General features: G+C 64.8%; 19 protein-coding genes. 17 read left to right on the top strand and 2 right to left on the bottom strand.

Annotated elements, in window-relative coordinates:
• Positions 1-228 precede the first annotated feature (228 nt).
• The 15 genes from K420_RS0107675 to slmA all read left to right on the top strand — a co-directional run bounded on the left by K420_RS0107675 (position 229) and on the right by slmA (position 14,113).
• Complete coding sequence (locus K420_RS0107675; RefSeq protein ID WP_010792676.1) at positions 229-2,235, top strand: conjugal transfer protein TraG; 2,007 nt, start codon at positions 229-231, stop codon at positions 2,233-2,235.
• On the top strand, positions 2,232-2,696 hold the full coding sequence (locus K420_RS0107670; protein WP_010792677.1) for a ribbon-helix-helix protein, CopG family: 465 nt from the start codon (positions 2,232-2,234) through the stop codon (positions 2,694-2,696). Before K420_RS0107675 ends, K420_RS0107670 begins: the two co-directional genes overlap by 4 nt.
• Positions 2,693-3,742, top strand: coding sequence for a P-type conjugative transfer ATPase TrbB (gene trbB, locus K420_RS0107665; RefSeq protein ID WP_027457568.1), 1,050 nt, complete (start codon positions 2,693-2,695; stop codon positions 3,740-3,742). The genes K420_RS0107670 and trbB overlap by 4 nt, the downstream gene beginning before the upstream one ends.
• A gap of 2 nt (positions 3,743-3,744) precedes the next feature.
• The gene (locus K420_RS0107660) at positions 3,745-4,128 is read left to right on the top strand and encodes a TrbC/VirB2 family protein (RefSeq protein WP_456297581.1); all 384 of its coding nucleotides are present in this window, start codon (positions 3,745-3,747) and stop codon (positions 4,126-4,128) included.
• Complete coding sequence (locus tag K420_RS0107655) at positions 4,125-4,397, top strand: VirB3 family type IV secretion system protein (RefSeq protein WP_027457567.1); 273 nt, start codon at positions 4,125-4,127, stop codon at positions 4,395-4,397. Before K420_RS0107660 ends, K420_RS0107655 begins: the two co-directional genes overlap by 4 nt.
• A gap of 14 nt (positions 4,398-4,411) precedes the next feature.
• The gene (gene trbE / locus K420_RS0107650; protein WP_027457566.1) at positions 4,412-6,871 is read left to right on the top strand and encodes a conjugal transfer protein TrbE; all 2,460 of its coding nucleotides are present in this window, start codon (positions 4,412-4,414) and stop codon (positions 6,869-6,871) included.
• Positions 6,868-7,623: a P-type conjugative transfer protein TrbJ gene (gene trbJ / locus K420_RS0107645; protein ID WP_027457565.1), complete on the top strand. Its 756-nt coding sequence runs from the start codon at positions 6,868-6,870 to the stop codon at positions 7,621-7,623. The genes trbE and trbJ overlap by 4 nt, the downstream gene beginning before the upstream one ends.
• 11 nt (positions 7,624-7,634) lie before the next feature.
• Positions 7,635-7,934, top strand: coding sequence for a hypothetical protein (locus K420_RS0107640; protein ID WP_027457564.1), 300 nt, complete (start codon positions 7,635-7,637; stop codon positions 7,932-7,934).
• A complete protein-coding gene (trbL, locus tag K420_RS0107635; RefSeq protein WP_027457563.1) occupies positions 7,931-9,283 on the top strand; it encodes a P-type conjugative transfer protein TrbL in 1,353 nt (450 codons plus the stop codon). The genes K420_RS0107640 and trbL overlap by 4 nt, the downstream gene beginning before the upstream one ends.
• An 18-nt stretch (positions 9,284-9,301) precedes the next feature.
• Positions 9,302-10,006 carry a conjugal transfer protein TrbF gene (gene trbF, locus K420_RS0107630; protein ID WP_010792685.1) on the top strand — a complete coding sequence of 235 codons (705 nt, stop codon included), beginning with the start codon at positions 9,302-9,304 and terminating at the stop codon, positions 10,004-10,006.
• Positions 10,003-11,019 (top strand): P-type conjugative transfer protein TrbG, encoded by a 1,017-nt coding sequence (gene trbG, locus K420_RS0107625; RefSeq protein WP_010792686.1) that lies wholly within the window; start codon positions 10,003-10,005, stop codon positions 11,017-11,019. The genes trbF and trbG overlap by 4 nt, the downstream gene beginning before the upstream one ends.
• Positions 11,020-11,021: 2 nt before the next feature.
• A complete protein-coding gene (locus K420_RS0107620; protein WP_010792687.1) occupies positions 11,022-12,290 on the top strand; it encodes a TrbI/VirB10 family protein in 1,269 nt (422 codons plus the stop codon).
• Complete coding sequence (locus tag K420_RS0107615; RefSeq protein WP_010792688.1) at positions 12,287-12,532, top strand: DUF2274 domain-containing protein; 246 nt, start codon at positions 12,287-12,289, stop codon at positions 12,530-12,532. The genes K420_RS0107620 and K420_RS0107615 overlap by 4 nt, the downstream gene beginning before the upstream one ends.
• A 298-nt stretch (positions 12,533-12,830) precedes the next feature.
• A complete protein-coding gene (locus K420_RS0107610) occupies positions 12,831-13,469 on the top strand; it encodes a pyrimidine 5'-nucleotidase (RefSeq protein WP_027457562.1) in 639 nt (212 codons plus the stop codon).
• Between the two features lie 35 nt (positions 13,470-13,504).
• Positions 13,505-14,113 (top strand): nucleoid occlusion factor SlmA, encoded by a 609-nt coding sequence (gene slmA, locus K420_RS0107605; protein ID WP_027457561.1) that lies wholly within the window; start codon positions 13,505-13,507, stop codon positions 14,111-14,113.
• 84 nt (positions 14,114-14,197) lie between these two features.
• On the opposite strand, the gene hemB is transcribed toward slmA, so the two are convergent.
• Together hemB and yihA are read right to left on the bottom strand one after the other, a co-directional pair.
• Positions 14,198-15,163 (bottom strand): porphobilinogen synthase, encoded by a 966-nt coding sequence (gene hemB, locus K420_RS0107600; RefSeq protein WP_232422744.1) that lies wholly within the window; start codon positions 15,161-15,163, stop codon positions 14,198-14,200.
• A 168-nt stretch (positions 15,164-15,331) separates the two neighbouring features.
• Positions 15,332-15,994 (bottom strand): ribosome biogenesis GTP-binding protein YihA/YsxC, encoded by a 663-nt coding sequence (gene yihA, locus K420_RS0107595; RefSeq protein ID WP_027457559.1) that lies wholly within the window; start codon positions 15,992-15,994, stop codon positions 15,332-15,334.
• A gap of 111 nt (positions 15,995-16,105) precedes the next feature.
• On the opposite strand from yihA, the gene K420_RS0107590 reads away from it, so the two are divergent.
• Positions 16,106-16,741: a c-type cytochrome gene (locus tag K420_RS0107590; RefSeq protein WP_027457558.1), complete on the top strand. Its 636-nt coding sequence runs from the start codon at positions 16,106-16,108 to the stop codon at positions 16,739-16,741.
• Positions 16,742-16,862: 121 nt separating this feature from the next.
• Entirely contained in the window at positions 16,863-17,294 is a 432-nt protein-coding gene (locus K420_RS0107585) for a CBS domain-containing protein (RefSeq protein ID WP_027457557.1), read from the top strand.

Here is a 17,294-nt window from a genome sequence, read left to right as displayed (position 1 = left end):
TTTTACAGCACGAAGTTCTCGCTGATACCTCACCACGCCGCAATGCGCTCGCGTCTGTGGTGTTTCTATAGCTTTCGCTTCCGCGCGAAATCTGGCTCTTTCAGCCTCAATCCCCGCCATAACGGCCTTTGACCGGCACTGACCCGGCACCGATCCTGACGCCTGCGGCACACCCTTGTGCCGCTTTTCCCATGAGGAACCAGCGCAGGAGAAATCGGAGGCCAGGTCATGCAAGGGACGAACGTGCTGTTCGGTCAGATCGCCGTGGTATTCGGCATCGTGATCGCCGGAGTGTGGAGCGCCACACAATGGACAGCCGCCGCCCTGGGCTACCAGCTACGCTTGGGCTCGCCCTGGTTCGATTTTTTTGGCACGCCGGTCTACCACCCGTGGAAGCTGTTTGAGTGGTGGTTCGTCTTCGATGCCTACGCGCCGGAAGTCTTCAACACTGGCGGCATGATGGCGGGCGGCAGCGGGCTCGTCGCCGTGCTGGTTGCCATTGGCATGTCGGTCTGGCGCTCGCGGCAATCGCGCCTGGTCACGACCTACGGCTCGGCACGCTGGGCGAACGCGCAGGACATTCGCAAGGCCGACCTCACACAGCCGGCCGGCGTGTTTCTCGGCCAGCACGATCGCCAGTACCTGCGCCATGAAGGCCCGGAACACGTCCTGACCTTCGCGCCCACGCGCTCGGGCAAGGGCGTGGGCCTGGTGGTGCCGACACTGCTTTCCTGGCCTGCATCCGCCGTCATCCACGACATCAAGGGCGAGAACTGGAAGATCACCGCAGGTTGGCGCTCGCGCTTCTCACACTGCCTGCTGTTCAACCCGACCGATGCGAAGTCGGCGGCCTACAACCCACTGCTGGAAGTCCGGCGCGGCGCACATGAAGTGCGTGACGTTCAGAACATCGCGGACATTCTGGTCGATCCCGAAGGCGCGCTGGAGAAGCGCAACCATTGGGAGAAAACCAGCCATGCGCTGCTGGTCGGCGCCATCCTGCATGTGCTCTATGCGGGCGAGGACAAGACGCTGCGCGGAGTTGCCAACTTCCTCAGCGATCCGGCGTGCCCGTTCGAGCTGACGCTGCACCGGATGATGACCACGCGGCATCTTGGCGATGCACCGCACCCCGTTGTCGCATCCGCCGCGCGCGAAGTGCTCAACAAGTCGGACAACGAACGCTCCGGCGTGTTGAGCACCGCCATGTCGTTCCTCGGCCTGTACCGTGACCCCACGGTGGCCGAAGTCACGTCGCGCTGCGACTGGCGCATCGCCGACCTGATCGCGGCCGAGCATCCGGTGTCGCTGTATCTGGTGGTGCCGCCTTCGGACATTTCGCGGACAAAACCGCTGATCCGCTTGATCCTCAACCAGATCGGCCGGCGCCTCACTGAATCGCTCGACGGCTCCGACGGCATCGAGCGCCGCCACAAGCTGCTGCTGATGCTCGACGAGTTCCCGGCGCTCGGGCGCCTGGACTTCTTCGAGACGGCGCTGGCTTTCATGGCGGGCTATGGCATCCGCAGCTTCCTCATAGCCCAAAGCCTGAACCAGATCGACAAAGCCTACGGCCAGAACCATTCCATCCTCGACAACTGCCATGTGCGCGTGACGTTCGCCACCAACGACGAACGCACGGCCAAGCGCATTTCCGAAACGCTGGGCACGGCCACTGAGCTGCGCGCGCAGCGCAATTACGCCGGCCACCGGCTCGCGCCGTGGCTGGGCCACCTGATGGTGTCGCGCCAGGAGACCGCGCGCCCACTGCTGACGCCGGGCGAAGTGATGCAGCTACCGCCCGATGAAGCCGTGGTGATGGTGTCCAGCGTGGCGCCGATCAAGGCCAAGAAGCTGCGCTACTACGCGGACGCCAATTTCAAACGCCGCGTGCTGCCGCCGCCCGTGCTTGCGGCCGGGCGCTATGCCGACGTGCCGCCATCGCGGGCCGACGACTGGAGCGGGCTGGCGATTCCCGCCGTGCCCGCCACACCGGCTCCCGCTCCCGTTCCCACTGATGAGCTGGGCAGTGCCGACGGCGGCGGCCCGCGCCGCCAGCCCGAACTCTCCGAGACCGTCGCCTACGACCCCGAGCTGGCCGCGTCCGCAGCCGACCTTGGGCTGCTCGATGACGACGACGACCTACCGCTTCCCCTTCCGCGCCAGCTCGATCCGGCCATGCAGCGCACGGCCCGGCTGGCATCGCTGAACCCCAACGACGGAATCGAGCTATGAGCCACTACCGCCTGAACCTCTTTATCCAGCCCGAGCACGCCAGGCGCCTCGATGAGCTGGCCGCCAAGAAAGGCGTGTCCAAATCGTCCATCGTCGCGGCGGCGCTTGCATCGTGGCTGTCGCCCGATGCCGCCGACCAGCGCGAAGCAGCCATCGCCAAACGGCTGGATCGCCTGTCGCGCCAGGCCGAGCGCATGGAGCGCGATCAGAACATCCATATCGAGACGCTGGCGCTGTTCATCCGCTACTTCCTCACGGTCAGCACGCCAGTTCCCGAGGCTCATCAAGAAGCGGCGCGCGCCCAGGGCAGAGCGCGCTTCGAGCAGTTCATAGAGCAGTTGGGCCGCCACCTGCTGCGCGGGCGCAGCCTGGTGCGCGATGTGGTGGAGGAACTGCACCCCGACCCGATGCGGATGGATGACGCGGCGGCAGTTGCCGACGCGCAGGAGCGTGCCTCATGAGTGCCGTTCCCTCGTCCTTCGCCACCTCGCTCGACCGCCGCATCCAGATGCTCCGCACGGCGATGGGGCCGCTGATCGCTGCCGCGCTCGAAGATCCGGACGTGGTGGAAGTGATGCTAAATCCTGATCGCACCCTTTGGGTGGATCGGCTTTCCAGCGGGCGCGCACCTATGGGCGTGGAACTGCCCGAGGCAGATGGCGAGCGGATCATCCGGCTGGTCGCCGCCCACGTCGGCGCGGAAGTGCATCGCGGCCAGCCGCTGCTGTCCGCCGAGCTGCCCGAAACCGGCGAACGCTTTGAGGGCATCTTGCCACCGGCAGCGCCGGGGCCGGCCTTCGCGCTGCGCAAGCGCGCCATCGGCGTGATCCCGCTGGAGCGGTACGTCATCGACGGAATGATGACCAGCGCCCACGCGGGCTTTCTCGTTCGCGCCGTGCGCGAGCGCCAGAACATCCTGATCGCGGGCGCCACCAGTAGCGGCAAGACCACGCTCGCCAATGCGCTGCTGGCCGAGATTGCCGCCACGGGCGACCGCGTGCTGGTGCTCGAAGACACGGTGGAGCTGCAATGCGCGGCCCGCGACCACGTTCCGCTGCGCACCCGCGCAGGCGCGGTGTCCATGACCGAGCTGGTGCGCTCGTCCATGCGCCTGCGCCCGGATCGTGTCGTCGTCGGCGAGGCGCGCGGCCCCGAGGCACTGGATCTCATCAAGGTGTGGGGCACGGGCCACCCCGGCGGCATCGCCACGATCCACGCGGGTTCCGCGTTCGGGGCACTGCTGCGCCTGGAGCAACTGATCCTCGAAGTGGCGGTGAACCCGCCCCGTGCGTTGATCGCCGAGGCGGTCAACGTGGTGATCCACATCGCCGGGCGCGGGCGCAAGCGCCGCATCGAGAGCATTGCCCGCGTCGTCGGCTTTGACGGCGTTGGCTACCAACTGGCGAATGCGCTGGAAACGCCGTTTCCCGAGCTGCCGCCACTTCCCGATGCCGCACCCGCTGCGGCGACTTCCCCATTTCTCGACCTTTCTGGAGGACTTCCATGACGATGCACGCCCATGCTTTCCGTGTTTCCGTAAATCCGCTTTTCCACCTGTCGGGCCTCGCACGGCTGCGCAGCCTCGCCCGCCCGGCGGGGCAAGGGCTGCTGCTGGCCGCGCTGATGCTGTTCCTGGCCGGCACCGCGCAGGCCGCTGGTTCCTCAATGCCTTGGGAAGGCCCGCTGCAATCCATCCTCGAATCCATCCAGGGGCCGGTGGCGCGCATCGTCGCGGTCATCATCATCATCGCCACGGGCCTCGCGCTCGCGTTCGGTGACACGTCGGGCGGCTTTCGCAAGCTGATCCAGATCGTGTTCGGCTTGAGCATTGCCTTCGCCGCGTCGTCGTTCTTCCTGTCGTTCTTCAGCTTCTCCGGCGGGGCCGTCGTATGAGCGGCGCCGACACCTTCGCGGCCGGGTTCGAGGTGCCGCTGCATCGCTCGCTGACCGAGCCGATCCTGCTGGGCGGTGCGCCGCGCACCGTGGCGATCGCCAACGGCACGCTGGCCGCCGCTGTCGGCCTGGGCCTGCAACTGTGGATTCCCGGTGTCGTGCTCTGGATCGTCGGCCATTCGCTGGCGATGTGGGGGGCGCCCGTCGATCCGCAGTTCATGGCCGTGTTCGCGCGGCACATCAAGCACCGCCCACTGCTGGACGTGTAAGGGAGGACGCCGCGATGCTGAACCTCGCCGAATACCGCCAGCGTCCTGCGCTGCTCGCCGACTGGCTGCCCTGGGCCGGACTGGTGGCACCGGGCGTCGTCTTGAACAAGGACGGCAGTTTCCAGCGCACGGCGTGCTTTCGTGGGCCCGACCTCGACAGCGCGACACAGGGCGAGCTGATCTCCACGTCCGCGCGCCTGAACAACGCGCTGCGCAGGCTGGGTTCGGGCTGGGCGCTGTTCATCGAAGCCGAACGCCGCGCCGCCGCCGACTACCCGCACTCCGATTTCCCCGAACCGCTGTCCTGGCTGGTCGATGAAGAACGCCGCGCCGCTTTCGAGGATTCGGGCAACCACTTCGAGAGTGGCTATCACCTGACGCTGGTGTACCTGCCGTCCGAGGAATCCCGTGCCCGCGCTGCGGGCCTGCTGTACGAAAACCGGCCGACCGAAGGCGTGGATTGGCGCGAACGGCTGCACGCCTTCGTCGCTGAAACGGATCGCATCTTCGACCTGCTCGATGGCGTCATGCCGGAAATCGCATGGCTCGATGACAGCCAGACGCTGACCTACCTGCACGCGACCGTCTCGACGCGACGCTACCGCGTCGGTGTGCCCGAAGTGCCTTTCCATATCGACGCGCTGCTGACCGATTCCGCGCTGGTCGGCGGCCTGGCGCCGATGCTGGGCGACCAGCACCTGCGCGTGGTGTCGGTGCGAGGCTTTCCGACTTCGACCTGGCCGGGGATTCTGGACGACCTCAACCGCCTGGGCTTTGCGTATCGCTGGAGTACGCGCTTTCTCTGCCTGGACAAAGCTGAGGCGGAACGGGAGTTGGGGCGCCTGCGCCGCCAGTGGTTCGCCAAGCGCAAGAACATCATCGCGCTGCTGCGCGAAACGATTTTCCAGCAGGAAAGCCCGCTGGTCGATACCGACGCCAACAACAAGGCCGCCGATGCGGATGCTGCGTTGCAGGAGCTGGGCAGCGATCAAGTCGCCTTCGGCTACCTGACGGCGACCGTCACTGTCATGGATGCAGACGCTACTGTGGCCGACGAGAAGCTGCGCATGGTGGAGCGCGTCATTCAGGGGCGCGGCTTCGTCACCATCCCCGAAACGCTCAACGCCGTGGATGCGTGGCTGTCCTCGATCCCCGGCAATGCCTATGCGAATGTGCGCCAGCCCATCGTCTCGACGCTGAACCTGGCGCACATGATGCCGGTGTCGGCGGTGTGGGCCGGCCAGGAGCGCAATGCGCACCTCGATGGCCCGCCGCTGATCGTCACGCGCACAGACGGTGCCACGCCGTTCCGGCTGGTGACGCACATCGGCGACGTGGGCAACACGCTGGTGGTTGGCCCCATCGGCATGGGCAAGTCGGTGTTGCTGGCGACGATGGCGATTCAGTTCCGCCGCTATCGCGGCTCGCGCATCTTCGCCTTCGACATGGGGCGTTCGATCCGTGCGGCCATCCTGGGCATGGGCGGCGAGCACTACGACCTGGGCGCGGATGACGAGATCGCCTTCCAGCCGCTCGCACGCATCGACCGCGAGAGCTACCGCACCTGGGCCAGCGAATGGGTGGAAGGCCGCCTGCTGCACGAAGGCGCGGCCGTCGGCCCGGACGAGAAGGCGGCCATCTGGTCTGCGCTGGGGAGCCTGGCCAGCGCGCCGGTGGAGCAGCGCACGCTCACGGGCCTGACGGCGTTGCTGCAATCGAACACGTTGCGCCAGGCACTCGCGCCCTACGTCCTGGGCGGCGCGCACGGCAGGCTGCTGGATGCCGACCATGACCGCCTCGGCACGGCCGATGTGCAGGCGTTCGAGATGGAGGAGCTGATGCACAGCAAGGCCGCTGTGCTCGCGGTGCTGCGCTACCTGTTCGCGCGCTTCGAGGAGCGGCTGGATGGTGCGCCCACGCTGCTGATCCTTGATGAAGCGTGGCTGTTCCTCGACGACCCGGTGTTTGCGGCGCGCATCCGCCAGTGGCTCAAGACGCTGCGCAAGAAGAACGTCAGCGTGATCTTCGCAACGCAGTCGCTCGCGGACGTGAAGGACTCGGCCATCGCGCCGGCCATCATCGAAAGCTGCGCGAGTCGGATTTTCTTGCCGAACCCGCAAGCGACCGAACCGCAGATTCGCACGATCTACGAGGGCTTCGGCCTCAACAGCCGGCAGATCGAGATCGTAGCCACCGCGCAGCCCAAGCGCGACCACTACTACCAATCCCGCCTCGGCAACCGCGTGTTCGACCTCGACCTGGGGCCGGCGACGCTGGCCTTCGCGGGCGCTTCCACGCCGCAAGACCAGCGAGACATAGACCGCGTGCTGGCCGACGCCGGCGTGCCCGGCTTCGCGGGCGCCTGGCTGCGCCATCGCGGCCTCGATTGGGCGGCTGACCTGCTGCCCTCGTTCCCCGGCCTCGCGCCGGGTTCCCTCCGTACCGCTGACCACCCCCAGGAGAACCAGCCATGAAATTGCATACCCCCAAACTCGCCGCGCTGACCGCTGTCTGCGTGCTCGCCTTCGGCATCGCGCAGCCCGCGCATGCCTTGTTCGGCGTCGGCGACATCGTGCTCGACCCGACCAATCTGATTCAGAACACGATGACGGCTGCGCGCACGCTGGAGCAGATCAACAACCAGATCCGCCAGCTCCAGAACGAAGCGCAGATGCTCATCAACCAGGCACGCAACCTGGCCAGCCTGCCGTCCAGCGTGGTCGGCCAGTTGCGCGCGAACCTGGCGACCACCCAGCGGTTGATCGCGCAGGCCAAGGGCTTGGCCTACGACGTGACGAGCATCGACCGCGAGTTCGCGCGCCTGTATCCCGAGAAGTACGCCGCCACGGTGAGCGGCAATCAGATGTACCTCGATGCGCAGGAGCGTTGGAAGAACACGCTCAACGGCCTGCAAACCACCATGCAGATGCAGGCCCAGGCATCGCAGAACCTGAGCGACGACGAAAGCGTGCTGGCCGACCTCGTGGGCAAGAGCCAGTCGGCCGAGGGTGCGCTGCAAGCAATGCAGGCCATGAACCAGTTGCTGGCCTTGCAGGCCAAGCAGTCGATCCAGACGCAGCGGCTCCAGATCACGCAAGACCGCGCGGCCGCGCTGGAACTGGCGCGGCAGGCGGCGGCCACGGAGCGCGGGCGCGAGGTGACGCGCCGTTTCCTGGGCGAAGGCACGCCGTACACGCCGCAGCCCGTCAATTTCTACAACCGCTGACGGAGGCTGCCATGCAACACACGCCCGTCGTGTTCGCCTTCGCCGTTCATGCGCTTGTGCTGGCCGGCTGTGGCTGGCCGCAGCAGTTGCCGGTGAATGCACTTGCCGCCGATCCGGCCCGGCTGCGCGCGCAGGGCGGCACGTTTTGCGCGCAGGTGGCCCAGGCCGACCTGGGGCGCTTTCTCTCCGGCCAGGCTGGGCCGGGCGAGTACCAGACGCTGGCCGACCTGCCGCCGATTCCGCCCGGCTTCGATGAACCCGCCGATTGCAGTGCGGCAATCGCTCTGCCTGGGCAGGAGGACTCGCCATGAACGACGTGACGGTCATCGACCGCTTCCTCGACACCTTCTCGCGCTACATCGACTCGGGCTTTGGCCTGTTGCACGGCGAAGTGGCGTTTCTGACCGCCACGCTGATCGTCATCGACATAACGCTCGCCGGGCTGTTCTGGGCGATGAGCCATGCCACCGGCCAGGGCGAGGACGTGATCGCCAAGCTGATCCGCAAGGTGCTGTACGTCGGCGCCTTCGCCTACATCATCGGCAACTTCAACTGGTTGGCCGGCATCGTGTTCCGCTCCTTCGCCGGGCTGGGCCTGACGGCCAGCGGCTCGGCCCTGAGCATGGAAAACTTCCTGCAACCGGGCCGGCTGGCGAAGGTCGGCATCGACGCCGGGGCGCCGATCCTCAAGCAGATCGGCGACATGGCGGGCTTTCCCGAAGTGTTCGTGAACATCACGCCCATCGTCGTGATGTTCCTCGCGTGGCTGATCGTCCTGCTGTGCTTCTTCGTGCTGGCGATCCAGCTTTTCATCACGCTGATCGAGTTCAAGCTGACCACGCTCGCGGGCTTCGTGCTCGTGCCGTTCGCACTCTGGAACAAGACCGCATTCCTCGCCGAGAAGGTGCTGGGCAACGTGGTGTCGTCGGGCATCAAGGTGCTGGTGCTGGCGGTGATCATCGGCATCGGCTCGGGGTTGTTTGCCGAGTTTCAAGTGCAGCCAGCCGAGCCATCCATCGACCACTCCGTGGTCGTGATGCTGGCCTCGCTGACGCTGCTGGCCTTGGGCATCTTCGGGCCGGGCATTGCGACCGGGCTGGTGTCCGGCGGCCCGCAGCTCGGCGCAGGTGCAATGGCCGGTGCCGCGCTGGGCGCGGCCGGCGCTGCTGTTGCCGTGGGCGCTGCGGCCACGGGCGTCGGCGGCGCGGTCGCCGCCGGGGCGCGCATGGCGCCCGCAGCCGCCAAGCTGGCGGGCAGCGGAGCGCGTGCCGCCACCGGAGTCGCCAGCAGTGCCCGGTCGGCGTTCCAGGCCGGTTCTGCTTCGGCAGGCGGTGGCCTCAAGGGCACTGCCGTCGGCGTGGGCAATGTCGCCAAGACCGGCGCACAGGCGGCCGGGCAGAAGGTGGCCGAGGGCGCACGCTCGATGAAGGAGCGTGTCGCCGCTGCCTTCCGGCCCGACGACGCCGGATCGGCTTCGGGGGCCGGTGCCGCGCAGGCGGCAAACGAGCCAACCCCATCCACTGCGCAACCCGCCTGGGCCAAGCGCCTGCATCGCAGGCAGCAGATCACCCATGCCGCGACCACGGCCGCCCACACGCTGCGCGGCGGCGACGGCGGCAGCTCCAGCCAGGGACCAAGTCTTCGTGATTCCGATTCCTGATCCTCAAGGAGAACATCCATGCGATTCAAAAGACCGCAGGTGCGCTACGCCGACACGCCGCAGCCTGCCACTCCGTACCAATCCGCCGCCCAGGTTTGGGACGAGCGCATCGGCTCGGCCCGCGTGCAGGCGAAGAACTGGCGTTTCATGGCCTTCGGCTGCCTCACGTTGGCGGTGCTGATGGCGGGTGGACTGGTTTGGCGCTCCGCGCAGTCCATCGTGACGCCCTACGTCATTGAAGTGGACAACGCGGGCCAGGTGCGCGCTGTCGGCGAGGCCGCCACGCCATACCGGCCCAGCGATGCCCAGGTGGCCTATCACCTGGGCCGCTTCGTCGGCCTGGTGCGCTCGCTGTCCATCGACCCCATCGTGGTGCGGCAGAACTGGCTGGACGCCTACGACTACACCACGGACAAGGGCGCGGCCGTGCTCAACGAATACGCCCGCACCAATGACCCGTTTGCGCGCATCGGCAAGGAGTCGGTGACGGTGCAGATCAGCAGCGTGACCCGCGCCAGCGACACGTCGTTCAACGTGCGCTGGACGGAGACGCGCTTCGTCAACGGCGCGCTGGATCGTACCGAACGCTGGAACGCGGTGATTTCCACGGTGCTGCAAGCCCCGCGCACCGAGCAGCGTCTGCGCAAGAACCCTCTGGGCATCTACGTCAACGGCCTGTCGTGGAGCCGCGAACTGGAAGGAAACGAAGGAGCCAAGCCATGAATGATCTTTTCCGTAAATCCGCCTTGCCGGTGATCCTGCTTGCATCGACTGTTCTGTTCACGGGCTGCGCCACGCAGGGTAAGCCGCCGCCGGTGATCTCGCTCGATGAGCCGGTACAGGCCCAGCCGCTGCCGGAGCCGCCTGCGCCTGTGGAAGTGGTGGCCGTGCCGCAGGTGCTGCCGATGCCGGCGCAGATGAAGCCTGTGCCGGATGTCAAGCCCACGCCGGAACCCGTCGATGAAACCGTGCGCGTGTCCCGCGCCAATGCCGAAGCGCGCATCGCACCCACGCGCGAAGGCTATGTCAACGCAATTCAGGTGTGGCCCTTCACCGATGGCGCGCTGTATCAGGTCTATGCGGCCGTGGGCCGCGTGACCGTGATCGCGCTCCAGCCGGGCGAGGAACTGGTGACGGTGGCCGCTGGCGACACGGTGCGCTGGATCGTTGGGGACACATCGAGCGGCAGCGGCAATAGCAACGATGGTGGGCTGCGCGTGAACGTGATGGTCAAGCCGATCCGCTCGGGCCTGAAAACCAATCTGGTCGTCACCACCAGCAGGCGCACCTACCTGCTGGAACTGACCTCGACCGAGAAGACGTGGATGGCGTCGGTGTCTTGGGAATATCCCAAGGACAAGATGTTGGCCTTGCAGCGCCAGGCGCAGGCGGCCAGCGCCGCCGCGCCGGTCGATGCGGGCTTGTCGCTGGAAAAGATCCGTTTCCGCTACGCGGTCAGCGGCAGTAATCCGCCGTGGAAGCCGCTGCGTGCCTTCGATGACGGTGAGAAGGTCTACATCCAGTTCCCGCCGGGCATCGCCCAGGGCGAGCTGCCCCCGCTGTTCGTGATCGGCGCGCGGGGCGACGGGCAACTGGTGAACTACCGCTTCCGCTCGCCGTACTACATCGTGGATCGCCTGTTCGGTGCAGCCGAGCTGCGCTTGGGCGGCGACAAGGGCGACGTGGTGCGGATTGAGCGCACAGATGGCGTTTTCGGTGGCACGCGGAGGAACTGACCATGAGCCAGGACGATTCCCCTGATCTTGCATCGCAGGCGGGCAAGGTCGCACCCGAGGCGGTGGCGCTGCGCGCCCAGCCGCGCCCGGTCACACGACTGAACCGGCGCACGCTGGCCATCCTCGTCGGCGGCTTGTCGGTCGCCGTGCTCGGAGCCACAATCTGGTCGCTGCAACCGCATCAGCGTGGCGCGGGCGAGCAGACCGAGCTTTACAACGTCGATCGCGTCTCGAAGTCCGAAGGGCTGGATGGCCTGCCGAGCGACTACTCGAAGCTGCCGCCGAAGGTGCCCGAGTTGGGGCCGCCGCTGCCGGGCGATCTCGGCCCGGCCATCGTGAAGTCGCAGCAGCCGGTGACGCCAGCTTACGCACCGCCGGGGCATGATCCAGAGGATGCACGGCGCAAGGAGGCTGATGCGGCGGCGACTTCGTCGGTGTTCTTCCGCTCGGGCGCTCAGGGCAAGGCCGCAACGGTGGCGCAGGCGGCGCCGGGTGCGCCTGGTGGTGCAAGTGCGCTCGCGGCCTTCGACCCGCTCGCTGCCGGGCCTGCCTCGACGGCGGCTCAGCCCGCCGACCCGACCGCCGTGCAGAACCGGCAAGACCAGAAAGAGGCGTTCCTGAAAGGCGGCTCTACAGAAACCCGCAATTCCGGCAATCTGCAAATGCCATCCTCGCCGTACCAAGTCATGGCCGGAACGGTGATCGCCGGCGCGCTGGTGACAGGCATCAAGTCGGATTTGCCGGGGGACGTGATCGGCACTGTGACGGAGCCGGTGTACGACACAGCCACCGGCAAGTTCCTGCTGATCCCACAGGGCTCGCGCATTCTGGGCAAATACAACAGCCAGGTGAGCTATGGGCAGAGCCGCGTGCAGGTGGTGTGGAATCGGATCATCCTGCCGGACACGTCCTCGCTGAAACTCGACAACCTCGCGGGCACCGATCCGGCTGGCTATGCCGGGCTGGAGGATGGCGTCGATTGGCACTGGGATCGCGCTTTTGCCGGTGCGGCGCTGACCACGTTGCTGGGCGTGGGCGCCGAGCTGGTCGCGCCGGAGAACCGGCAGAACGGCAACCGCATCGTGATTGCCGGGCGCGATAGCGCACAGGACAGCATCAATCAGGTCGGCCAGGAGATGACCCGGCGCAACATGAACATTCAGCCGACCTTGACGGAGCGGCCGGGCCTGCCGGTGCGGATCATCGTCAACCGCGATCTGATGTTGCGGCCGTACCAGCCTATGTTTTTCAATCGGGGGGCGATGCGATGAGCACGGCCAAGAAGCTGCGGCTCGGGCCGCTGCCCAAGACCGAGAATGTGAAGCTGACCTTCGCTTGCCCGGCCAGCCTGAAAACCGACCTCGACCGCTACGCTGCGCTGCACGCGCAAGCGTATGGCGAAGCGGTCGATGCGACGACATTGATTCCGCACATGCTGGAGGCGTTCATGGCAGGGGATCGGGGATTCAGGAAGGGAAGCGGGAGCAAGGCCGCACCGCCGAAGTCGGGTTGACGATACGAGCGTATCCGCCATCCGCTCACCAAGAAAGCGCAGCCCACTGGCTGCGCTTTCGCTTTTGAGGAGCCTTCTGGAAGTGCAGGACTATGATGACCGATGCGACCTTGCCTGCTGCGGTGCCCTTGCGCTTACCACCGCGAAGCGCCTATGCGACACCTAGCTCGAAAAGCAGCAAGAGGACACAACGGCTGAAATCTAGCCTAACCTATTACCCCATAAGACCTTTTGCCCTGCTGCATGTCTGCATGAAAGACTTGACAGCGGACATTTTTCAATTCCGCCGAGCCAATCGATGAAAAACCCCGTCTGGCTGTTCGACCTCGACAACACGCTGCACGACGCGACACCGCACATCTTTCCGCGCATCAATCGCGCCATGCGGCAATATATCGAGCGCCATCTCGCGGTCGATACGGACGAAGCCAACCGCATCCGGCAGGATTACTGGCGGCGCTATGGCGCCACGCTGCTCGGCCTGATGCGCCACCACGATACCGACCCCCGCCACTTCCTTGCGGAAACCCACCAGTTTCCCGATTTGGCCCATCTGGTCGTCTTCGAGCCTCCGTTGCGCCATGCACTCCGCCGCCTGGCAGGGCGCAAGATCGTCTTTTCCAACGGCCCGCGCCATTACGCCGAGGCCGTGCTCGACATCACCGGCTTGCGCCACGAATTCGACGCGCTCTACGCCGTCGAGGATGTCCGCTTCCAACCCAAGCCAAGTCTGGCCGGCTTCCGCCGGTTGCTGAGCGCCGAACGACTCGATCCGCGCCGTTGCATCATGGTCGAGGACAGTCTGGAAAATCTCATCAGCGCCAAACGGCTGGGCATGAAAACGGTGTGGGTAAGCACTGGCTTACGCCAATCACCCTTTGTCGACGTGAAAATTAGCAGCGTCACCCAGTTGCCGCAGCGCTGCGCCCAACTATAATCCCCCGCAAAATCCATCGGCGAGGGAGGACGATCATGGCCGTGAAAACGGGGGAACGACGCCTGCAGATTCTGCAGACGCTGGCGGAAATGCTGGAAACCCCCAAGGGGGAAAAAATCACCACGGCCGCCCTGGCGGCCAGGCTGGAATGCTCCGAAGCGGCGCTCTACCGCCACTTTGCTAGCAAGGCGCAAATGTTCGAGGGCCTGATCGAATTCATCGAGCAAAGCCTGTTCGGCGTCATCAACCAGATCACTTCCGAAGAAACCAGGGGCTTCAAGCAGGTCGAACTGATCATCAGCCTGCTCCTCAGTTTTGCCCAGCGCAACCGCGGCATGACCCGTGTCCTGATGGGCGATGCGCTGACCAACGAGAATGAGCGCCTGCAACTTCGTATCAACGCCCTGCTCGACAAGGTCGAAGCCGCCACGAAACAGGCCCTGCGCATCGCGGCGACACAGGAGGATCTGAAACCGGACGCTGATTTCGGCGCCCTGGCCAATTTGCTGAGGTGTTACGTCGTCGGCCGCTGGGAGCAATACGCGCGCAGCGGCTTCAGCCGCGAACCCTTGGCCCAATGGCAGCAGCAATGGCCGATGCTCTATTTCGCCTGCTTATCGCAGTCCGGCGAACCGGGCAGGTGAGAGGCCGTTGTTAGGCGCCAGTTTTTAGTTCCCTGCAAAAACAAGGGGCGCCGCGGCGCCCCCAGTTTCGCTAGCAACCAATCACTAGCAACCCGCTTTCAGATAGCCCGCTGCATCCAGCGCAAAATAAGTCAGGATGCCATCGGCGCCGGCCCGCTTGAAGGCCAGCAGGCTTTCCAGAACACAGGCTTCCTCGTTCAGCCAGCCGTTCTGTGCCGCCGCCTTGAGCATGGCGTATTCACCACTGACCTGGTAAGCATAGGTCGGCACCTTGAACTCGTCCTTGACCCGGCGAACGATGTCCAAGTAGGGCATGCCCGGCTTGACCATGACCATGTCGGCCCCCTCTTCCAGATCGAGCGCCACTTCGCGCAACGCCTCATTGGTGTTGGCCGGGTCCATCTGGTACGTGTATTTATTGCCCTTGCCGAGATTCCCAGCCGAACCGACCGCATCACGGAAGGGGCCATAGAAGCTCGATGCATACTTGGCGGAATAGGCCAGGATGCGGGTATAGATGAAACCCGCCGCTTCCAGATCGCTGCGGATACGGCCGATGCGGCCATCCATCATGTCGGACGGCGCGACCACGTCGGCACCGGCTGCCGCATGGCAGAGCGCCTGCTTGGCCAGAACGTCCAGCGTTTCGTCATTCAGCACATAGCCTGTTTCGTCGATCAAGCCATCCTGGCCGTGGCTGGTGTAAGGGTCGAGCGCAACATCGGTAATGACGCCAAGTTGCGGGAATTCGCGCTTCAGGGCCTGAACCACGCGCGGCACCAGACCTTGCGGGTTATACGCTTCTTCCGCACCGAGGGATTTCAGCGGAGCATCAATTACCGGGAACAGGGCGAGGGCCGGAACGCCCAGATTGACGGCACGCTCGGCCGTCCGCAACAGAATGTCGAGCGACTGCCGCTCGACGCCGGGCATCGACGCCACCGGTTCGAGACGCCCCTCACCCTCGAGGACGAACACCGGATAGATGAAATCATCCGGTGTCAGTACCGATTCGCGCATCAGGCGACGGGAAAAATCATCACGCCGCATGCGGCGCATCCGCGTTCCAGGAAAAACTCCGCTCATCTTGTACCTCTCAACAATTCAACAATATATTTTCGTACAGCCCGGGAACTAATCGCCTTGACGCGCGTCAGATGACGCAGATGGCACGCGCTGTCTCCCGCTTCACCTCCCTGAGCGGGTGCCTTGACAACGTTAAGGCATTTTGGCCCCCGGACCCCCCTTATCCGGGGGCCCTTTGTTTTCTCTGGCCTTCATTTCGATATCCAGCCAGCCGGCGAGTACGCGCTCAGCGTCTTCGACACCGGTTTTCTTCAAGCTGGAGAACAACTGTACGGAATACAGAGCGGCATCGCCCCAGGTCGCAATTTCGGCCTGTACCGAGCGCAGCACCTTGGTTTGTTCCTGGCGGCTCAATTTATCCGCCTTGGAAAGCAGGATATGTATCGGCCGCCCGGTCGGGCGGAACCAGTCGATCAACCGGATATCCAGGTCGGTGAACGGCCGCCGGGAATCCATGATGACAACCAGGCCGACCAATTGCTCCCGCTTGCTCAGGTAAGGACCAATCAGCCCCTCCCACTGCGAACGGATCGCCTCGGGCGCCTTGGCAAAGCCGTAGCCGGGCAAATCGACGAAGTACTTACCCTCTTCCAGCGTGAAATAATTCAGGTGCTGGGTACGCCCCGGCGTCTTGCTGACGTAGGCCAGACGCACACGGCCAGCCAAGGTATTGATGGCAGAGGATTTTCCGGCATTGGAACGACCGGCAAAGGCGACCTCGCGCACGGAGTCCCGGGGCAAGTCACGCAGATTGGCGACGGTCGTCAGAAAGACCGCTTTTTGAAACAGGGGCATAAAAAACTCAGTGAATCTGCCTAGCGACAGAGGTATCTAATATAGAATAGCAGGTTTGTAGCTTCCGTTCCGGCCAATGCGCCTACAAAAACGCGTACCAGGAGTTCGAAAATGATTCGCACCGCGGCAATGGCAATTCTTCTCGCCACCAGTTTCGTCACCCACGCTTCTTCGGAAGCCAAGGCAAAGGCTGACCCTGCGAAGGGAAAGATTATCGCCGAAACCGTCTGTATCGCCTGCCATGGCGCCGACGGCAACAGCGCTGCTGCAGCCAACCCGCACTTGGCTGGACAAGTGGAGGAGTATCTCTACAAGCAACTGCAGAATTTCAAGTCGGTTGACGGTAAGCCGGCTGCCCGCAATAACGCCATCATGGCTGGCATGGCAGCGCCGCTGTCCGACGAAGACATGAAAAACGTTGCTGCCTGGTTCGCCAGCCAGAAATTGACGCCGTCCGCTGCCAAGGATGACAAGCAGATCGCACTGGGCCAGAAACTTTGGCGCCAGGGGGATTTCAAGAAGGGCATCCCGGCCTGCGCCGGCTGCCATGGCCCGAACGGCGCCGGCCTCCCCGCCCAGTACCCGCGCCTGTCCGGCCAGTTCGCCGAATACACTGAAGCCCAGCTGAAGGCCTTCCGTGCCGAAGAGCGTGGCAACGATCCGGAAAAGATGATGCGCACCATCGCCGCCAAGCTATCCGACGTCGAAATCAAGGCTGTTTCGGAATACGCTGCCGGCCTGCGCTAAACTCGCAGCCCCCCCGCAAAAGGCAGCTTCGGCTGCCTTTTTGTTTTTCTGCCGCTTGGCAGCCCAAGCCAGGCGGCATAGACTGCACACTCCATCCCAAACCGGACCCGGAGAGATAACGATGAAAACGCTCAAGCAACTCCTCGCCGACCGTAGCCGGCCGCTCGCCGTCGTGACGCCGAACGATACCGTCTATCACGCGCTGTCCGTCATGGCGCAACACGACGTTGGCGCCTTGCTGGTTCTCAACGGCGAACAACTGGTCGGCATTTTTTCCGAACGCGATTACGCCCGCAAGATCATCCTGCACGGCAAGAGCTCGAAGGAAACCCTGGTCAGCGAAGTCATGAGCGACCGCGTCGCCTACGTCACGCCCGCCGCGACCCTGGACGAGTGCATGGCCCTGATGACCGAAAAGCGCTTTCGCCACCTGCCGGTTCTTGAAGAGGATGGCAACGTCGCCGGCATGATCTCGATCGGCGACCTGGTCAAGGAAACCATCAGCGACCAGAAATTCCTGATTGAGCAACTGGAACGCTACATCAGCGGCTAA

This window comes from Dechloromonas agitata is5 (assembly GCF_000519045.1).
Classification (GTDB): Bacteria; Pseudomonadota; Gammaproteobacteria; order Burkholderiales; family Rhodocyclaceae; genus Azonexus; species Azonexus agitatus.
This window is presented reverse-complemented; position numbering and strand designations above follow the sequence as displayed.

Coding starts and splice junctions, on each gene's coding strand:
- K420_RS0107615 (WP_010792688.1), top strand. CDS start 12,287: ATGAGCACGGCCAAGAAGCTGCGGCTCGGGCCGCTGCCCAAGACCGAG.
- trbF (WP_010792685.1), top strand. CDS start 9,302: ATGCGATTCAAAAGACCGCAGGTGCGCTACGCCGACACGCCGCAGCCT.
- yihA (WP_027457559.1), bottom strand. CDS start 15,994: ATGCCCCTGTTTCAAAAAGCGGTCTTTCTGACGACCGTCGCCAATCTG.
- K420_RS0107610 (WP_027457562.1), top strand. CDS start 12,831: ATGAAAAACCCCGTCTGGCTGTTCGACCTCGACAACACGCTGCACGAC.
- trbL (WP_027457563.1), top strand. CDS start 7,931: ATGAACGACGTGACGGTCATCGACCGCTTCCTCGACACCTTCTCGCGC.
- K420_RS0107675 (WP_010792676.1), top strand. CDS start 229: ATGCAAGGGACGAACGTGCTGTTCGGTCAGATCGCCGTGGTATTCGGC.
- K420_RS0107670 (WP_010792677.1), top strand. CDS start 2,232: ATGAGCCACTACCGCCTGAACCTCTTTATCCAGCCCGAGCACGCCAGG.
- hemB (WP_232422744.1), bottom strand. CDS start 15,163: ATGCGGCGTGATGATTTTTCCCGTCGCCTGATGCGCGAATCGGTACTG.
- trbE (WP_027457566.1), top strand. CDS start 4,412: ATGCTGAACCTCGCCGAATACCGCCAGCGTCCTGCGCTGCTCGCCGAC.
- K420_RS0107660 (WP_456297581.1), top strand. CDS start 3,745: ATGCACGCCCATGCTTTCCGTGTTTCCGTAAATCCGCTTTTCCACCTG.
- K420_RS0107620 (WP_010792687.1), top strand. CDS start 11,022: ATGAGCCAGGACGATTCCCCTGATCTTGCATCGCAGGCGGGCAAGGTC.
- K420_RS0107655 (WP_027457567.1), top strand. CDS start 4,125: ATGAGCGGCGCCGACACCTTCGCGGCCGGGTTCGAGGTGCCGCTGCAT.
- trbB (WP_027457568.1), top strand. CDS start 2,693: ATGAGTGCCGTTCCCTCGTCCTTCGCCACCTCGCTCGACCGCCGCATC.
- K420_RS0107585 (WP_027457557.1), top strand. CDS start 16,863: ATGAAAACGCTCAAGCAACTCCTCGCCGACCGTAGCCGGCCGCTCGCC.
- K420_RS0107640 (WP_027457564.1), top strand. CDS start 7,635: ATGCAACACACGCCCGTCGTGTTCGCCTTCGCCGTTCATGCGCTTGTG.
- K420_RS0107590 (WP_027457558.1), top strand. CDS start 16,106: ATGATTCGCACCGCGGCAATGGCAATTCTTCTCGCCACCAGTTTCGTC.
- trbJ (WP_027457565.1), top strand. CDS start 6,868: ATGAAATTGCATACCCCCAAACTCGCCGCGCTGACCGCTGTCTGCGTG.
- slmA (WP_027457561.1), top strand. CDS start 13,505: ATGGCCGTGAAAACGGGGGAACGACGCCTGCAGATTCTGCAGACGCTG.
- trbG (WP_010792686.1), top strand. CDS start 10,003: ATGAATGATCTTTTCCGTAAATCCGCCTTGCCGGTGATCCTGCTTGCA.